The sequence below is a fragment of the Nitrospirota bacterium genome (assembly GCA_040757335.1).
Taxonomy (GTDB): domain Bacteria; phylum Nitrospirota; class Nitrospiria; order 2-01-FULL-66-17; family 2-01-FULL-66-17; genus JBFLXB01.
Genome location: JBFLXB010000005.1, coordinates 100595 through 117650, shown reverse-complemented (window position 1 = coordinate 117650; position 17056 = coordinate 100595). Strand labels below are relative to the sequence as shown.

At 66.8% G+C, this 17056-nt stretch carries 17 protein-coding genes; 5 read left to right on the top strand and 12 right to left on the bottom strand.

Translation table 11 applies throughout. From position 1 onward, the window contains the following. The first annotated feature begins 333 nt into the window (after positions 1–333). From AB1451_04860 to AB1451_04850, 3 genes are read left to right on the top strand one after another with little or no spacing between them, the layout of a single operon-like run. A complete protein-coding gene (locus AB1451_04860; protein MEW6682242.1) occupies positions 334–651 on the top strand; it encodes a hypothetical protein in 318 nt (105 codons plus the stop codon). Continuing rightward, positions 651–1004, top strand: coding sequence for a DsrE family protein (locus AB1451_04855; GenBank protein ID MEW6682241.1), 354 nt, complete (start codon positions 651–653; stop codon positions 1002–1004). The genes AB1451_04860 and AB1451_04855 overlap by 1 nt, the downstream gene beginning before the upstream one ends. A 2-nt stretch (positions 1005–1006) precedes the next feature. Next, positions 1007–1267 (top strand): hypothetical protein, encoded by a 261-nt coding sequence (locus AB1451_04850; protein ID MEW6682240.1) that lies wholly within the window; start codon positions 1007–1009, stop codon positions 1265–1267. A 3-nt stretch (positions 1268–1270) separates the two neighbouring features. On the opposite strand, the gene AB1451_04845 is transcribed toward AB1451_04850, so the two are convergent. From AB1451_04845 to AB1451_04835, 3 genes are all read right to left on the bottom strand, one after another. Continuing rightward, positions 1271–1687 (bottom strand): hypothetical protein, encoded by a 417-nt coding sequence (locus tag AB1451_04845; protein MEW6682239.1) that lies wholly within the window; start codon positions 1685–1687, stop codon positions 1271–1273. 79 nt (positions 1688–1766) lie between these two features. Then, positions 1767–2057: a hypothetical protein gene (locus AB1451_04840; protein ID MEW6682238.1), complete on the bottom strand. Its 291-nt coding sequence runs from the start codon at positions 2055–2057 to the stop codon at positions 1767–1769. 5 nt (positions 2058–2062) lie between these two features. Continuing rightward, a complete protein-coding gene (locus AB1451_04835) occupies positions 2063–2962 on the bottom strand; it encodes a PIG-L deacetylase family protein (GenBank protein MEW6682237.1) in 900 nt (299 codons plus the stop codon). A 152-nt stretch (positions 2963–3114) separates the two neighbouring features. On the opposite strand from AB1451_04835, the gene AB1451_04830 reads away from it, so the two are divergent. Beyond that, the gene (locus tag AB1451_04830) at positions 3115–3522 is read left to right on the top strand and encodes a 2Fe-2S iron-sulfur cluster-binding protein (GenBank protein ID MEW6682236.1); all 408 of its coding nucleotides are present in this window, start codon (positions 3115–3117) and stop codon (positions 3520–3522) included. Between the two features lie 81 nt (positions 3523–3603). After that, positions 3604–5337 carry a tetratricopeptide repeat protein gene (locus tag AB1451_04825; protein MEW6682235.1) on the top strand — a complete coding sequence of 578 codons (1734 nt, stop codon included), beginning with the start codon at positions 3604–3606 and terminating at the stop codon, positions 5335–5337. Here AB1451_04825 and AB1451_04820 read toward each other — a convergent pair whose 3' ends face one another. From AB1451_04820 to AB1451_04780, 9 genes are all read right to left on the bottom strand, one after another. Beyond that, positions 5338–6027, bottom strand: coding sequence for an ABC transporter ATP-binding protein (locus AB1451_04820; GenBank protein MEW6682234.1), 690 nt, complete (start codon positions 6025–6027; stop codon positions 5338–5340). A gap of 5 nt (positions 6028–6032) precedes the next feature. Further along, positions 6033–6266 carry a hypothetical protein gene (locus tag AB1451_04815; GenBank protein MEW6682233.1) on the bottom strand — a complete coding sequence of 78 codons (234 nt, stop codon included), beginning with the start codon at positions 6264–6266 and terminating at the stop codon, positions 6033–6035. A gap of 13 nt (positions 6267–6279) precedes the next feature. Continuing rightward, positions 6280–9603: a UvrD-helicase domain-containing protein gene (locus AB1451_04810; protein MEW6682232.1), complete on the bottom strand. Its 3324-nt coding sequence runs from the start codon at positions 9601–9603 to the stop codon at positions 6280–6282. Next, positions 9600–12677 carry a PD-(D/E)XK nuclease family protein gene (locus AB1451_04805; protein ID MEW6682231.1) on the bottom strand — a complete coding sequence of 1026 codons (3078 nt, stop codon included), beginning with the start codon at positions 12675–12677 and terminating at the stop codon, positions 9600–9602. Before AB1451_04805 ends, AB1451_04810 begins: the two co-directional genes overlap by 4 nt. A 204-nt stretch (positions 12678–12881) precedes the next feature. Further along, a complete protein-coding gene (scpB, locus tag AB1451_04800; protein MEW6682230.1) occupies positions 12882–13541 on the bottom strand; it encodes an SMC-Scp complex subunit ScpB in 660 nt (219 codons plus the stop codon). After that, entirely contained in the window at positions 13534–14334 is an 801-nt protein-coding gene (locus tag AB1451_04795; GenBank protein ID MEW6682229.1) for a segregation/condensation protein A, read from the bottom strand. The genes scpB and AB1451_04795 overlap by 8 nt, the downstream gene beginning before the upstream one ends. 103 nt (positions 14335–14437) lie before the next feature. Continuing rightward, positions 14438–14926: an RES family NAD+ phosphorylase gene (locus AB1451_04790; GenBank protein MEW6682228.1), complete on the bottom strand. Its 489-nt coding sequence runs from the start codon at positions 14924–14926 to the stop codon at positions 14438–14440. Between the two features lie 72 nt (positions 14927–14998). Further along, positions 14999–15370, bottom strand: coding sequence for an antitoxin Xre/MbcA/ParS toxin-binding domain-containing protein (locus AB1451_04785; GenBank protein MEW6682227.1), 372 nt, complete (start codon positions 15368–15370; stop codon positions 14999–15001). Positions 15371–15452: 82 nt separating this feature from the next. After that, the gene (locus AB1451_04780) at positions 15453–16883 is read right to left on the bottom strand and encodes an aldehyde dehydrogenase family protein (protein MEW6682226.1); all 1431 of its coding nucleotides are present in this window, start codon (positions 16881–16883) and stop codon (positions 15453–15455) included. Positions 16884–17056: the final 173 nt, after the last annotated feature.

The window sequence follows — 17056 nt, the reverse complement described above, 5'->3', positions numbered from 1 at the left end:
CGTGGTGGGGCGGGTGGTGCCTGATGCGCCACTTCACTGCATCCATGGGATGCCTCCGGCAACAGCACAGAGTGATCGGCTGCCAACGTGACACAGGAGAGAGGCAACCCTCGTGCCAGCTTCAGATGCGCGAACGACCGGAGAGAGTTGATCGGGTAAGCGTCAGAAGATCAATTGGATGCCCCTAATTTCTTAAAGTAGGCCTCCTCGTGCCGGACTGGAACGCGGTAGGGAAACGCCCCCATCATAGCGACACGTGTCGCTGAACGGAGACATATGACCTGCTGTTTATCAAATTGACATCATCTTCAATCGGCTGATAGCATCGCCGCCGTGACCAGCACTCGTCGCAAACTTGGTCTCTTGCTCTCCACCGGTCCTGAACACCCCAACCTCGACACCGTGGCTCGCCTCTCCGACGCCGCGATGCGCCGCGGAGACGATGTCTACTTGTACTTGATCGACGAGGGCACGCGCTGCCTGGACACGCCGCCCATCCAGCGTCTGCCCGGCCGTGGGGCCAAGCTGTTCGTGTGCGCGTTCGGAGCGCAGAAAATGGGGGTGCCGATCGATGATCGCGCCACGTTCTGCGGCCTGGTGGTGCTGTCCGACATTATCGCAGGTTGCGACCGGTTTCTCGCGTTCGACTGATGCCGGCCCGCCGCATTCTCGTCTTGATCACCGGCGATCCCATGACCAGCGCCCGGCCGGGCGAGGCGATCCGCATCGCGCTCGGATTGGGCAGTGGGTCGCATACCGTATCGGTGGTGCTGCGGGGACCGGCTGTCGCGCTTCTGTTTCCCGAGGCCGAGGATTCAGCCTGCGCCGAGGAGGTGGAGAAGTATTTGCCTTCGCTGGCCGAGGCGCTAGAGCCGGGATTCTACGTGGAGCGGGCCGCGCTCAAGGGACGCGACGCGGGTGACAGCGATTACCGGATCGTCCCGGTCGATCCGCCGGACATCGCCAAGCTCATCGGCCAAGCCGATCGATTTGTGGTGTTCTAAGAATGGCCGGGACGCTGCACATCGTGAAATCCGCCGGATCGGTTCATCCGTGGGACCTGCTCGCCCACCAGACCGCGGCCACTGATTCGTGCTCGATCATCCTCATTCAAGACGCCGTTGCCGCACAGCCGGGATTACCGTGCCCGACGTTCGTGCTCGCGGGCGACGCGCACGCGCGCAAAACCGCGACGCCCTATCCACTGATCGAAGACGATCGCCTGATGGACATGATCTGGGATGCTGATACCGTTGTGGTTTGGTAGTCGCTAGCGGCAATCGGAAAAACTGGGCGAGGCGTGCAGATCGAACAGGTACCGTGCCGAGCGCGCCTCGACCAGGTACGGTGGCACGTTTCGAACGTGAAAACGCGCGTCCACGAGCAGAGGGAACCGCTCGTGTCGGACCGGCGCCACGCGTTCCCCGCACCCGTTGATCAACGCGCGCACGTCGTCGGATCGGTTCACAAAAAACGCGAAGTCGCCGTCGCCAAAATCTATTAGCACGGCCTCTCCGTGCGTCACCGCGCCCTGAGCCACAGCGTAAGGGGCAGCCTTGGCAGCCGGTCCTACTGAGAGCAGCACGCCGGGAATGGCCCGCTCCGGCTCGTCCAACCACCAAAACGCCACGGCGACACCCCCCGCCAGCAATCCCACCCCCAGGATGAGCGCGACCGGGCTCGACATCACCGACCGCCAAACAAACGGCGCCCGCCGAGACGGGGCTCGACAGGCGCCGGAGCGTACCGATCTCCCACACGGGGACTCACTTCTTCATCGTCCCCATACTATCGTCTTTCATTTCCTTGATCCAGTTCGCGTGTCCACTCGACGTGACGTCTGCGGCCACGTGTGCCCCGACCTTGATTTCACCTTCCTTCTTTGTTCCAGCCGGATCAACGTGGACCGCCTTGGACGTGCCGTCGGCCATCTTGATGGTCACCATCTCGCCGTCCACCTTGGTGACCTCGCCGCTTACATTCCCCGCTGCACCGGCCAGTGCCGAACCAGCCCACATCATCGACACCGCGACCGCTGCCAAGATAACCTTTTTCATCCCGCTCACCCCCTCTCCCCTCCATGAGTAGTGCGCGGTATGCTACCTCGACGGGTGGCTAAATTCAAGCCGCCGGCCCGCCGCAGGAACCGTAATGCCTCCCGGCGATAGTCGGCCGCCGCGAGCAGTACGAACGCCTCGGCGAACCCGCGTCCCCGAAGATGGGCGATCGATCGATACGCGTGCAAACCCATGATGCAGCGGCTGTAGTCGATCGTCGCCATTTGACTGGTAAACTGGGCCAAGGCTCGTTGTTTGATCTCCGCGACCGACGTGATGTCCACCAGGCAATTCGGTTCGATCGGCGCCCACACTTCGAACCCGCAGCACCACGGCGGATCGATCCCCCGGCACCCGCCCAAAGCGGACAGGAAGATCCGATTGGTCGCGCGGTGGTCGGGGTGGTGGTCGGTGGGGAACGGCAGGTAGACGAGATCCGGCCTCAGTTCGACGAGGAGTTCGCACACCTGCCGTCGGGTATCGGGCGTGATGCGCAGCTCTTGATCGCGGTTCCCGAGGAACCGCAGGTCCGTCACGCCCAGGATCGCCGCGCTCTTTCGCGCCTCTTCGCGCCGCGCAGCGGCCAAGGCGTCCTCCAACCGCTCCCGTTCCTGCAGCGGAAGTACTCTGGCGTTGAGGGCCGGATCACCCTTGCGACCGTCGGTCATATACGCCACCGTCACGACTTCGCCCGCGAGAACGTGCCGGTGCAGGCTGCCGCCGCAGCCCAGGGTTTCGTCGTCCATGTGCGGAGCCAGCACCAGCACGCGCGACCCCGGTGGGCGGTCGAGCGGCGGAGGCACGATCTGCGCGTCGGTCCAGAGCGCGGACGTCCCGTCAACCGGCGGGTGTCCTGTGCCGGCCCGGGAGCGCGTGACCCGTCTGCCTCGTGAACGCCGCACCATTTTGCATCTCCAGATCCGTGTCGTTACGCGCTCAGTATAGACGATCCGTTCGACCAAACGCAGGGCACGTTCGCGGCGTGTGCGCCTTGGCGGGGGCAAAAGCAGTGTGGTAGATTGGGGAGCCGTATTGCGTCTGACACTCGGAGGATCACATGGGGGGAACGAATCCCTATATCGCCAAACCCAAGGTTACACTGCCGCAAAAACCGTACACGATCACGTTCGTGAACAAGGGCGTGTCCGTGACCGTCGACCCGGAGAAGATCCCATACGGACCGACCGGCCAGCCCGGCAGCATCCTGGATATCGCGCTCGGGGCGGGTATCGACCTCGAACACGTGTGTGGAGGCGTGTGCGCGTGCTCGACCTGCCACGTGATCGTGAAGCAGGGCCTGGAATCGTGCAACGAAGCGACCGACGACGAACTCGACCAACTCGATGAAGCGCCGGCCACCACGCTCCAGTCTCGCTTGGGCTGCCAGACCGTTCCCAACGGAACCATGGACCTCGTGGTCGAGATCCCGGACTGGAACAAGAACCTGGTCAAGGAAGAGCACTAGTGGACGCGTTCCAATCCGGTCTTCGTGGCCCTCGCTAGATCCTTCGACGCGTCGCGGAAGACGAGGTCCAGCTAGGACCTGATGGGAAGCGTCGCGCCGCAACGACCACAGACGCGCTCCGACGCCCCGGGAACGCACCTCCGCGCATGGGTCAGCGCGCTCGGCGCGTGTTTGAAGGGCCGCCACGCCCCTCCATCAGCATGGAGACCTCCCATCCCGTGGTGGGGATGGACGCTCCTCGTCGTCGGAACGATCGCGATCTACTATAACTCGCTACCGAACGCGTTTCACAACGACGACGACTGGCTGATCCTGGAGAACCCCAGCGTTCATCCCTCCGCCTCCCTTTTCGATCATTTTCGCTCGGCCACCGCAGGAGCGGCCCATCTCCCCACCCGGGGGTATCGACCGCTGGTGATGGTGACGTACTCGTTGAACTACGCGTGGGGCGGTTCGGACGTCACCGGATACCACGTCGTCAATATCGGGTTACACGCGGTCTCGGCTGTCTTGGTGGTGTTGCTGCTCTGGCACCTCTCTGCAAGCCCCATGGCTGCGATCCTGGGCGGGGTCCTCTTCGCGGTTCACCCCATTCACACCGAAGCGGTCAACTATATTACGGCCCGATCGTCCGTCCTTTACACGCTGTGGTCGCTGCTGACCGTGATTTTTTTTATCCGGTTCCGTCAAACCGGACGGGTTTCCGCGCTCGCTGGCGCCCTGGTTTCGTTTGCGGCCGCGCTCTTGGCCAAAGAAGCCGCGATCGTCGTCCCCGTCCTCCTCGTGGCGTACGACGTCTACGTTCGTGGCGTGGGAGTAAAAGGGCTGAGGCGGTGGATTGCACCCCATCTCGCGCTTTTATCCGTATCGGTTGCGTTCCTGCTGGTGCGGTGGATGGTCATTGGCGCCTTCGGGCCGAAAGCCTTGCCGAACGACATCGGGACCGTGTTTTTGACCTTTGCGATGGTGTTCAAAAAGACCCTTCAAGGCCAACTGGTTCCGGTCCAGTTGTCCGCTTTCCATCCCAAGGATTATGCGGCGACCGTGGCCGATCCCGCAGTGATCACCGGCTGTGCGATGTTGGTCGCCATGGTGGCGTTGAGCGTCGCGCTCTACCGACGTGTTCCGCTCCTGTCTTTCGGGCTCACATGGTTTCCGGTCGGGTTGCTCCCCATCGCCGTCCTGGCGATGTTCACAGAAATGGACCTCTACCAAGAGAACCGGGGGTATTTTTCTTCGGTAGGCTTGATCGTGATCGCCGCGCCACTCTTGGCGGCCGGTTGGGGAGAGGGTCTGGCCCGCAACCGAATCGCCGCTCGGCTGCTCATCGCCGGACTGATCCTCGCGATGGGGATTTCAGTCGTGCAACGAAACCCCGCGTGGAAGGACCCCGTGACGTTATGGACCGACGTCGCCAACAAGTATCCCGATGACCCATCGTCCCATATGATATTGGCTCGCGCGCACCGATTGACCGGGGACCCGGCGTCAGCCATCAACGTCCTCGAGCGAGCGACCGCACGACTGCCCCCGAACGCGATTCTGTACAACGATCTTTGTGCGCTCTACGTGCAAGAGAGCGCGTTCGACCGAGCGAGCCGGGCTTGCCTGGCCGCCATCCAGCGGGGTCCCAAGCTTCCGAACCCCTACTTCAGCCTGGGAACGATTTACTGGAAGACCGGCCGTCCGGACCTTGCCATCGAAGCGTACGAAGCGTTTTTAAAACTGGCCGGTGACCAACCGAAGTTCAGTGTGCTCGTCCAAGAGGCTCAAAGCCGCCTCAGCGCGCTGCGACCGAACCCCGCAGGGCGTTGACTATCGTGAGTCCGCCGCCGTCAACACCCCCTTTTCCAACCGCCGGATGACTTCCGCCCGCGCGGCCGCGTGGGGATCGTGCGTGACCATGACGATGGTCTTGCGGAACTCCTTGTGCAGGCGGGCGAGCAGCGAAAGGATCTCTTCCGCCGACTGCGCGTCCAGATCGCCGGTCGGCTCGTCGGCCACGATCAACGTCGGATCGGTCACGATCGCGCGGGCGATCGCCACGCGTTGCTCCTGGCCCCCGGACAGTTGTCGCGGGGCGTGGTCGGCACGGTCGGCGAGCCCCACCACCTTGAGGGCGGTCAACGCGTGTTCGCGGCGTTCACGGCGCGACAAGTGGGTCAGCGTGAGCGGCAGCTCCACGTTCTCCAGCGCGGTGAGCACCGGAATGAGATGATAGAGCTGAAAGATGAAGCCGATGTGGCGGGCGCGCCACGCGGTGAGCGCGCGCTCGGACAGGGCCGCGATGTCCGTCCCCTCGACCACGATCCGCCCGGCGGTGGGACGGTCGATGCCGGCGATCAGATTGAGCAGCGTGGTTTTTCCTGACCCCGAGGGACCCATCAGCGCCAGGAACGCGCCCCGCTCCACCCTGAGGTCGATCCCGTCCAGCACGTTGAGGTCGAACCCTCCCCGGTGGAAGGTTTTTTTAACGCCCTCGACCACGATCAACGAATCAGCCATTCGCTCTACCCCTGTTTCGCGTCTTTGTACGCCTTTTTGATCATCGTGCGGGTGACCCAGTCTTTCTGATCCACGCCCTGCTCGCCGTAGATCTCGTCCCCCACGATCCGAACGCGTTCAGCCAGTTCACCCGGTTTGCCCTTGCCCAACAGGCTCGTCATGAACCGTTCTTGCTGGGCGGGAGCCAGCGTGCGATACAGGCCTTCGAGGTAGGTATAGTCCTCACGCTTGATGAACATCGCGATCTCCCAGTCAGCCGCGGCCGCGCACGGGCAAATCGATCGCCACGGCCGGCCGCAGGAACAGACACCGGAACGCGTGGACGTCCCGGCCGAGCCCTTCCCGCACCGCCCGCGCGTACACGTCGCCTTGAGCCCGGTAGCGCTCCGCCGCAGCGCGAGCCGACGACGCATCCACCGCGTCGGTCTTGTAGTCGGCCACATACAAGCGGCCGTCGCGCTCGTAGATCAGATCGATGACGCCTTCCATGATCGCATCATCCCACGGCATAATCAACGGGACCTCGCGGCCGAGGATACGCGCCGCAGCCAGCTCTTGATAGAGGGGGGATGTGAAGAAGGGCGCCAGGATGTCCCGCAGCTCATCGGTCGTCACCGCGAGACCGTCGTCGTGCTGGACCGCCATGAACGCCTCCATTTCAGCGGGCCAGCGCCCGATGTCGGCGCGGTAGTCCCAGCCTTGCAGGAAGGCGTGGACCAAGGTTCCGATCCGTCGCGCGCGGTGCCCGGCGCCGGACCTCGCGGCGGTTCGAGCGACGCGCGCCGCCCCGGTTCGGGCCGCAAACCCGGTGGGGGTCACGAACTTCGGCGTGCCGGCGATTCGTTCGGCTCGGGCCGCGCGCTCGGCCCACCGCGACGCGAACGTGGACGGTTCGGGCCACGCGGGACTCGCGGCCGGCCGGAACATCCCGGCTCCCCGGGCGGGCTCGGCCTCCACCACGCGCCAGTCGAACAGCGATGCCGCGGCGGAATCCGTCGGCGGCAGCGTTCCCCACACCGTGTCCGACGCCTCGGCGATCAACGCCGCGGGGCCGTCGGGGGCCGGCCCGCGCCCGGTTTCCGCGCCCGACACCACCAGCAGGTCGCGCGCCCTCGTCATGGCCACGTACAGCAGTCGGCGGCTTTCCTCCGCCTCCTTCACGGCCAGCTGCTCCGTCAGATAGACGCCGGCCAGCGACGACACGTCTCCCACGCGGACGCCGACCGCCCCGCTGCTCCAATGCCTGAGCACGGTGGGTCGTTGACCCGATCGCCGTCCGCCGTGGGCGGCCGCCAGCACCGCGATCGGGAATTCGAGTCCCTTGGCTTTGTGCACGCTGAGGACTTTGACCGCGTTCACGGCCTCATCCACCAGCGGACTCTCCCCCTCTTCGACCTCGTCGCGGACTCGATGGGCCAGGCGCGCCACCAATCCCGGGAACGACAGACCGTCCGCGACAAGCTCCCGCGCGATCCGCTCCAGTTTGTCGAGGTTCGCGGCGGCCTGATCGCCGTACGGACCGCCGGCGGCCAGCACCTGCAGCGGAAGCCGGTCGAACACCGCGGTGATGGCCTCGTCCACGGGCAGGCGCGGGATGTCCCGTGACAGGGCCGAAAGTTCGCGATAGAGCGTGGCCGGCAGCCACGGCCACGGCGGGGCGTCGGTTTCGATCACGCGGTAGTCCAGCCAACCCGACCGCGCCAACTCATACAACTCGGGATCGGTCACGGCGCCGAGCGGCGAACGGAGCACGCCCGCCAGCGCAACCGCGTCGTGCGGCGACGCCAACGTTCGAAGGACATTGATCGCGTCCACGACTTCGGGCGCGGCGAAGAACCGTCGTTCGCCCTCCACCACGTACGGAATCCCGTGTCGGCGCAATCCTTCGAGGTAGACGTGGACGTCGGTCAGCGCGCGCAGCAGCACCGCCACATCACCCGGCTCGGCGCGTTTTTCCAGGCCCCGCCCATTCCGGACCGTCACCGCGCCGAAGACCGACTGGCTCAGCCACTGCGCCAGGCTGTCCGCCTCGGCTTCTCGCGCGTCCGCGGCGTCGAACGTGCCCCCGGGCGAGCGCACGATCCGGACGATCGGTTTCACCCCGCCGGATGCGCCGGCCGCGGACGCGATCGGCTGGTACGCCGCCTGGAGACCCGGGCGGTGCACCAGCAGCCGCTCCCCCACGGCGTTCACCGCGTCGAGGATCGCGCCGCGGCTTCGGAAGTTCGTGCTTAGCGTGCATTCCACCCCCCCTTGCGCAAGCACGGTTCGCACGACGTCTTGGTACGCTTCGAGGTCCGCGCCGCGAAAGCCGTAAATCGACTGTTTGGGGTCGCCGACCATGAACAGTTTGCCCGGTGCGAGGCGCACGCTGCGCCAGTCTGGGGCCGACGCGCCCGGGGCCTCGGCGAGGAAGCATAAAATCTCGTACTGCATCGGATCGGTATCCTGGCACTCGTCGACCAACAGCGCGCCGAAGCGCCGCTTGAGCGTTTCGCGAACACGGGGATGATCGCGGACCAGGTCTCGCGCCCGCGCCAGGAGCCCGTCGAAGGTCACCCAACCCGCCCGTGCGAACGACGCGCGGCACTCGCGCACAAAGGGCGCGAGCCCTTCGCCCAGCAAGGCCACGGTCTCGGCGTCCACCGCGCAAAGCCGGCGCGCCAGCTTGATCAACGCCTTGGCGCGAGCTGCCTCCCCCGCGTCCCACCCCCTGGGCACCGATGTCACCTCGTTCGCCACCGACTCGGCCGCGGCCCTGTCGATGGCGCGGCCGTCCGCCGACGCCGCGATGACGCGTTCCGCGGCGGCCAGCCGCTGTTCAATGGCCCGCCGGTGGGGGACGTGCGCCGCCAAGAGCCTGCGCGCCTCGTCGCACGCCGCGGTCAGCCACGCCTCGACCTGGGGAGGAACCGTGGTCAACCCGCCGATCGCCGACGCCGGGATGGACTCGACGCTCAACCCCGCGGCCGGCTCGAAGAGTTCATCGAGCGTCGCGCGTTCGAGCAGTCGCTGCCAGAGCGCGGTGCGCGGCGCCTCGCGCCTCAACTCACGCTGCAGCCAGGCCTCCCAGGCCTCGGCCAGGTGGTCGCGACGCGCCGCTTCATCGGCCTCGCGGAACCTGGGGTCCACGCCGGCTTCGATGGGGAAGAGCCGGAGCAGCGTGGCCGCGAACGCGTGGATGGTCCCGATGTGGCTGCGGTCCAGATCCGTCAGCGCGGTGCGCAGCCGCGCGCCGACCACCGCAGCGGAGGTACGGGTCCACGACACCAGGGCCGCCACCTCGTCGGACGCCTCGTCCGCAACGCCCGCCTCGGCGGGACCGTCCGCGGCCGCGGCCAGCGCCTGGAGGCGCTCGCGAAACCTCACCACCAGTTCGGCCGCGGCCTTGTTCGTAAAGGTCAACGCCACGATCGCCGTCACCGGCACGGGGTCCGGGTCACGCACCACCAAGTGCACCAGGCGCTCGACCAACAGCGTGGTCTTGCCGGTGCCCGCGCCCGCGGTCACCACGACGTTGGCGTCGAACGTGCGGATCGCGCGTTCGCGTTCGGCCGCGTCGCCCGGCGCGATCACGGCGCGGCCTCAGGCACGCGAACCGGCGTGCGCCGGACTCCCGCGATCCGGCCCGTCCGGGGATCCCGCTCGGCGCGGGCGCGCGACGGCGCGTGTCTGCGGCGGCACGCGATCGAGACGTCGCACCGCGCGCAATACACGTCGGGGATCATGGGAAACACCCCGGCCTCGATGCCGTCGACGAGCGTCGCGATGGTGGTCCGGATGCGCTCCGCCGTGTCCGCGTCGGGCTCATACCGCGCGCGCGACACCGGGGGGTCGTTCGCTCGCGGCCGAATCGCGTACACCGCGACTGCGACCGGCCGCCCCTCGCCGCGCGTGGACGCGCGCGCCCGAGCCAGCGCCGCGTACAACGGCGGCTGGAGGGCCTGGCCGCGCAGCGCCGCCGCGACCGGATCCGCCCGGCGGTCGCCCGAGCGCGCCCACTGCACCTTCCAGTCGATCACGCGCAGGCCACCGTCGGTCCCCGCATCGATGCGGTCGAGACGGCCACGGATCGGGATGTCCCGCCCGCCGCCCAGCACGCCGCTCAAGGTCACTTCGACCTCGATCGGCGCGTACCCGGATCGCGCCAGTTCCTCCCGGTCGTCGGCCAGGGCCTCGGCCAGGACGCGCCCGAACCGTTCCACCCCGAGCTCCCACGCCAGCGGGTAGCCGATCGCGTGCCGCCGCGCATGCCGGTCGCACACCTCGCGCCAGATCGAGTCGATCGGCTCGGCCGGAGCCCGAGACGCCCGCGCCAGGGTTTCGTGGGCCAGCAGACCCCAGTCCCGGACCGTCGGGCCCGCGCGCTCTTGCACATCGGCCGGCGGTGCGATGCCCAACACCTCCGTGAGGAAGTACCGCCACGGACACTCGGCGTACGTCTTGAGCCCCGTGGCGGTGTATCCACGCGCGAGCACTTCGGCGAGCCATTCCCTCGGCGGCCCCAGATCGCCGTCGAACGACGACAGCCCCGTGCCCCATGCATCGACGGCGCGACGAAGGCGCCCCGCCCGCGCGAGAAACGCGGCGGTGCGATCGTCGGCGAGACGACTCGCGTCGGCACCCAGAAGCGCGGCGAGGATCGCGGCTTCGCGGGGCGTGTACCGCTCGAGACGGTCAAACGGCGGAGCCTGCAGCTTCTCGCGCATCCGGCGGGGAACCTCCACGATCGCGGCGCCCGCGGCCTGTTGCCACGCGGCCAAATACCATGACGGAGCCAACTCACGGCCCGCGTCGTCCGCGCGCTGGTTGAGCAACACCAGGCGCTCACGACCCGCTTGGACCAGCGCGGCGAACAGCAGGCGTTCCTCGTCGTAGCCCGCGAGCTTTTCCGGAATCTTGTAGCCGAGCGTGGTCTCGATGAGACGTCGGTCGTGGTCCCGCAAAAACGCATCCTCGCGCACCACCCGCGGGAAGGCTCCGTCGTTGAGCCCCAACACGAACAGGACGCGAAATTCGACGCCGCGTGCGGCCGTGGCATCGCTGACCAGCACGCCTCGGCCGCGCCGGTCGGTCATCGGCAGCACCGTGGCCTCGATCCGGCGACGCACGGATTCGACATAGGCCTGCCGCGTCATGATCGGCCGAATGGGGTCCAGGCGCGCCGGATCCGCAAAGGCCGCGATCAACGCTCGCGACACTGCATCGTCGCCCGCCTCGTCCTCATCGCCGTCCTCGAGCTCCGCTTCCGGGGAGACTCCCAACAAGGATTCGAGCAGCGCGTGCCACGCCTCCGCGTGTGCGGAGGCGGACGCGGCCTCCGGCAACCCGGCGCACGCGTCGCGCAGCGTGTAGACCGCGCGCAGCAGCACGGCTGCCTGATCGCCCCGCGTGGCGGACTCGCCCTCACCGCTCCCCTCCGGTCCCGACGCAGCCCCCAGCAGGGCCCACGCTTCGTACCCGCGGATGACGCCGATCGACCGCGCCAGCTCGCTCCACCACGCGGGTGCGGCTTCGGCGCCCGGGACCAGACTCTCGACGCGGCACCACGGGGATGAGAGCACATCGACGACGTCGTCCCGCGTCGGCTCCCCTTCGGCAATCCGCAGCAGCCGCACCGCGGCTTGGGCGAGCGGGAAGCGCGAGAGACTCCGCTGCGCCGTGGTCACGAAGGGAATGCCGTGGCGGCCGAACTCGCGGGCGATCGTGTCCGCGTACGGTTCGAGGCTCCGCGCGACCACGCCGATGTCCTCGAACGCGACGCCCTCCTCCTCCACCAACCGCAGAATCTCTTTCGCGCAGACCGCGACTTCGTCGTTCGCACCGGAACAGGTGACTACGGTGGCCGAACGCGCCGGGGCCGGTCCGTCCAGCACCCGCAGCGGCCGCGTGGTCAGACCCACCAAATACCGCCGGAGAAATCGTTCGGCGAACGCCCACGCCGCGTCACCCGAGACAACTGGGAAATACACCGCGGTTTCGGCGCGCGTCGCCACCGCCCGCAAAACGTCGTATTGCGCCTGCGTCAGGTCGTAGAACCCGTAATAGGCAATCGTCCGCTGCGCGTGCAGGTAGGGGGACTTCAAGGCCGCCTCGGCCGCGGCGGCGTCCAGGTCGGTGTAATCGATCCACTCCGCGGATCGCGACGCCGCGAGCACGTCTCGGTACAGAGTCGCCAGCGCCGATAACCTAGTGGCGCTCTCCTCCGGAAAGACGCCTTCCGAGACCGCGTCGACGAACGCCTCCGGCGGGACCTTGGCGTCTTTGAGATCGCGCAGGGTTTGCCAGAGCGCGGCGCAGCCGCCGCGCGTCGCCGCCACGCCGGCAAACGGGCCCCCCGGTGCCGAGCGTTCGAGCAAGAAGCGCGTCAACTCCTCGAACGCGTGATCGTCGGTGAGCGCGGGATGGCGGCGTCCGGTCGCCTCCTCGACCAGACGACGCGACCATTGGTGAAAGGTCAGGATCGAGAGGTTGAGGAAGGCCTGACGCCGCTCGCCGGCAAGGAGCCCGACGACCCGCCGTCGCAGGGATTCCGAAGGCACGACCACGAGCAGAGGCGCCAGTGGATCATTGGCCTTGGCAGCAATCAGATCATTGGAGAGAGCCTGTTCGAGATGGGGATGAAAGGGACCGCAAATGACGGTCAACACGACACGCCCCGCAGGTCCGGGACCGACGCTCGTGGAAGCGGTTCCACGGGCGTCGGAGCCTGTCTATGAGTGGTCATCTGCTGCGTTGGCGCTCCGCTCCCGCTCCTCACGTACCCACCACGTACGCTCCGGTGCGGTTCTCGCGCCGCCTTGCATCTGACGCACTCCTAAACAGGCTCAGGTCGCTCGATGCCGGTCAGACTCCTAGGAGGCGGGCTGCTCGACAGCGTCAACCGCGGCCTGGGTGGGCTCGTCCGTTCCGGCGATCACCGCCTCAGCCTCGGAAACCTCGACCGACGAGGCGTCCGATTCGGACTCCACCGACGCGTCGGTCGCGCGGGCGATTTCCGCAAAATCCCTGAGGGTCGGGAGATCTGCCAAGTTATTGAGACCAAACGCCTGGAGAAACTCCTTGGTCGTGCCGAACATCATGGGTCGGCCCGGAACGTCCTTGCGGCCCACGATCTTGACCAGCCGCCGATCCATCAGCGTCTTGACCACGCCGGCCACGTCCACGCCCCGGATGGCTTCGATCTCCGGTCGGGTCAGGGGTTGTTTGTACGCCACGATGGCGAGCGTCTCCAAGGCGGGCTTTGACAGGCGCGGCGGCGCTTTGGCCACCGACAGCTTGCGCAGCCAGGGCGCTGCCTCCGGCACGGTCGCGAGTTGATACCCGCCCGCCACCTCGACCAGGGTCAGCCCATGGTCGGCTCGCCGGTACTCGTCCCGCAAGTCATTCAGACACGCGACGATACGGGTTCGGTCGATCCCGTCGAGCACCTCGCACAACCGGTTCAACGAGAGCGGATCGGGCGAGACGAACAGCAGCGCCTCCAGAATCGGCCTCAGTTCGCGATCATCCATGGTGCAACTCGTTCGAGGAATCCCCACCGTTCGCCGAGGGCGCTGCCGGGTCCACGCGGACCACCAGGATCTCCCCGCCGGGGGCGCCCTGCCTCAGGCCCAACACGTGCATCTTGACCAACTCCAGCAGCGCGAGGAACGTGACGATGACGGCCAGGCGGGTCTCCGCGCGGTCGAACAACTCGTCGAACCGGAGCTGCGCGCTGTCGGCCAATGCGTCGAACCGCTCGATGATCGCGGTCATCCGATCCCGGACCGTGAGTGTGTCGACGGTCACATCCATGATGGTCTGATCGGGCGCGCGTTCGAGGACCTCGCGCAGCGCGGTCAGCAGGTCGAAGACGGACAGCTCGCCCAGCTCGTACTCCTCGATCTCCTGGGGAGCCGGCGTCGGGGCACGCCGGAACACGTCGCGCCACGCGGTTTCGCGTTCCTCCAAGCCCTCCGCAGCGCCCTTGAAGCGCTGATACTCGACCAGGCGTCGGACCAACTCTTCTCTGGGGTCCTCTTCGGGCTCGGAGGAGTCGGCCTGTTCCTCGCGCGGAAGCAACATGCGGGACTTGATCTGCACCAACGTCGCCGCCATCACCAAGAACTCCCCGGCGATGGACAGGTTCAACTCCTTCATCAGATCGAGGTACTCGAGGTATTGCCGCGTGATCAGCGCGATCGGGATGTCGTAGATGTCGACCCGGTGCTCTTTGATGAGGTGCAACAGCAAGTCGAGCGGCCCCTCGAACGCGGGGAGCTTGACTTGGTAGGCGACTGACGATTCCTCGGTTTGATCCGCCATGCAGCGTCGCTCGTGGGACTCCGGTCAGGGGTGAATTGCCGCGGACCTTATCAGCTTTTGGACGGTCAGGTCAAGGGCTCCGAGTCGTCAATGCTCCAAGTCGTCAACGCGGCCGGCGGGGCGTTCGCACACGCCCCCGGCTGCGCATGGACCTCGTCTTTGCGGCGACTCCTGAACCCTCCGCGAGCCGATCGGTGAAGATCGCCAGGATCGTCCCTTTTCCTGCGGCGGACGGCGCAAGGATCGCTTCGAACCCGGCCTCCCGAGCGGAGCGGGCGATCGCTCGCGTGAGGGCGTAGTCAGTCGGTCGCGTCAGCGCCTCCGGGGGCAAGTCGAGCGCGTCGCGGACCGTCGACGCTGTCAAATCGAGGACGCGCTGCAGGCGAACCGACAACCGCACCAGGCGAAACGCACTGCGTTTGAGTCTCCCTTCGTGTTTGTGCTCAAGCTCGGCCCAACAGGTCTCGGTCGTTAGGCCGCAGTAAAGCGCGCCGAACTCACCCGGCGGGTTGTAGCGCCCGCCGTACAAGACGCTGCCTTCCAGCGACAACGGTCGGTCCCGGTACGCGTCGGCAATGATACGTACGACCACCGCCTCGAACCGGCGGGGTGGAACCGTGCGGAGGCTGCGGGGATTGACGCGAGGAGACAATTACGAGGGGTGCTAAAAGATGCCCCAGCGGGTGGATTCCAACACGCGCTGGATCTGCTGCAAGCCGCGGAGCGAGCCGAGAAGTTCAACCGGCCGCCGGCCGCCGAGCGCCGCCTTCGGCGTCTTGAACCACCGGCCGACTTCGTCCTCCTCCATGATCGTTCGGGCAATGTCGACGAGTTCCCCCACCCATTCGAGCCGTTCCCGCTCGATCTGAGGCGGCTCATCCCCTTCGCTCTCCCAACGAACGACGGTGCGGACCGACACGCCCAACACGCCGGCGAGGCTCTCCTGCGAGAGGGCCAGCGCGTTCCTGATTCGGCGGATCAATGCCCCGGCAACCTGGGCCTGCTCGGGCGATCTCAACGCGCTCGCGGTTTTCACAAAAATCAGCTTCTCACGGATACGCCATCATGTCAAGATACTATATCACGCTACCATGACATGATCCGATGGCATCTCCCTTTCAGAGTGAATGGCCGGTCCTGAACACGGTGGTTTTGATCTGCGTCATGGCATCCATCGCGTATTTGACGCCTTCGCGACCCAGGCCCGAGTCCTTCATGCCGCCGTACGGCGTGTGGTCCACGCGAAACGTCGGATAGTCGTTGACGATCACCCCGCCCACATCGAGACGATCGATCGCCTCGAAGACCCGGCGCATGTCGTGGGTGAAGACCCCGGCTTGCAGACCGTAGCGCGAGTCGTTCACCGCAGCCAGCGCCTCGTCGAACGACCGGTACGGCGCCAGGGTCACGACCGGGCCAAAGACCTCTTCGCAGCTCACCGCCATCGACGGTTTCGTATTGGCGAGCACGATCGGGGCGATCACGTTGTCCTTCCGGCTGACGGGCCGGAGCGCTTGCGCGCCACCCGCTACGGCGTCGGACACCCAGCGTTCGACCCGATCCGCCGCTGCCTGGTCGATCAAGGGACCGACCACGGTCTTGGCGTCGAGCGGATCGCCCGCCGGCAGCGCGTCGACTTCGGACAGGAACTGCTCCACGAAACGCTCGTAAACCGCCTCGTGGATCAGGATACGCTGGACCGAGATGCAAATCTGGCCCGCGTAGGCGAAGGCGCCCACGGCCAGGCGCTTGGCCACCCACGGCAAATCCGCGTCAACGTGCACCACCGCGGCCGCGTTGCCGCCCAGTTCGAGCAACACGCCTTTCTTCCCCGAGTTGGCTTTGAGGTGCCAGCCGACCTTGGCGCTGCCGGTGAACGTGATGAACTGGATCCGCGGATCCGCGACCAGGGCCTCCGCAATCGGGATCTCACACGGGAGGACGTTGACCACGCCCGGAGGCACCCCCGCGTCCAGGAGGATCTGCCCCAGGCGCAAGGAGGTCAGCGGCGCTTGCGGCGGCGGCTTGAGCACCACGGTGTTGCCCGAGGCCAAGCACGGCGCGATCTTGTGCGCAACCAGGTTCAACGGAAAGTTGAACGGCGCGAACGCCGCCACCGGACCCAGCGGCACGCGTTTGGTCATGGCCACGTACCCCTCGCCGGCCGGCGTCCAGTCCGTGGGAATCCACTCGCCCGCCAGCCGCTTGGCCTCTTCCGAGGCGACTGTGAAGGTCGCGACGGCCCGATCCACCTCGCTGCTCGCGTATTGGACCGGCTTCCCCGCCTCGGACGCGATCAGCCGCGCGAGATCCGCCTTCTGCGCGGCCAGGCCCGCGGCCGTATTCGAGAGCCATGCCGCCCGCTGGTGCCGCGGGAGCGCGCGGGTGTCCCGGAAGGCGCGCTCCGCCGCGGCAATGGCCTGGTCAAGATGTTCCTGGTCCGCCTGGCAGACCTTCGCGATCACCGTTCCGGTGTGGGGGTTGCGTAAGGGGATGGTGGAACGACTGGTGACCCACTGACCATCGAGCAAAAAGGGAGTGACGTCCATGGCGAGCGACCTCCTAGGAAATTTCTGTTCTGGAGCCCCCCATGCGCGGCCGGTCTTCCGCGCTTGAAGCCTGTTCAGGAAGGAGTCAGATGCCAGGCGCCGCGAGCACCGGACCGAAGCGTACTGGGTGCGTACGCGAGGACCGGATGCGCAGCGGCAACGCCGCAGATGAC

Coding starts and splice junctions, on each gene's coding strand:
- AB1451_04855 (MEW6682241.1), top strand. CDS start 651: ATGCCGGCCCGCCGCATTCTCGTCTTGATCACCGGCGATCCCATGACC.
- AB1451_04850 (MEW6682240.1), top strand. CDS start 1,007: ATGGCCGGGACGCTGCACATCGTGAAATCCGCCGGATCGGTTCATCCG.
- AB1451_04845 (MEW6682239.1), bottom strand. CDS start 1,687: ATGTCGAGCCCGGTCGCGCTCATCCTGGGGGTGGGATTGCTGGCGGGG.
- AB1451_04840 (MEW6682238.1), bottom strand. CDS start 2,057: ATGAAAAAGGTTATCTTGGCAGCGGTCGCGGTGTCGATGATGTGGGCT.
- AB1451_04835 (MEW6682237.1), bottom strand. CDS start 2,962: ATGGTGCGGCGTTCACGAGGCAGACGGGTCACGCGCTCCCGGGCCGGC.
- AB1451_04830 (MEW6682236.1), top strand. CDS start 3,115: ATGGGGGGAACGAATCCCTATATCGCCAAACCCAAGGTTACACTGCCG.
- AB1451_04825 (MEW6682235.1), top strand. CDS start 3,604: ATGGGAAGCGTCGCGCCGCAACGACCACAGACGCGCTCCGACGCCCCG.
- AB1451_04820 (MEW6682234.1), bottom strand. CDS start 6,027: ATGGCTGATTCGTTGATCGTGGTCGAGGGCGTTAAAAAAACCTTCCAC.
- AB1451_04815 (MEW6682233.1), bottom strand. CDS start 6,266: ATGTTCATCAAGCGTGAGGACTATACCTACCTCGAAGGCCTGTATCGC.
- scpB (MEW6682230.1), bottom strand. CDS start 13,541: ATGGATGATCGCGAACTGAGGCCGATTCTGGAGGCGCTGCTGTTCGTC.
- AB1451_04795 (MEW6682229.1), bottom strand. CDS start 14,334: ATGGCGGATCAAACCGAGGAATCGTCAGTCGCCTACCAAGTCAAGCTC.
- AB1451_04780 (MEW6682226.1), bottom strand. CDS start 16,883: ATGGACGTCACTCCCTTTTTGCTCGATGGTCAGTGGGTCACCAGTCGT.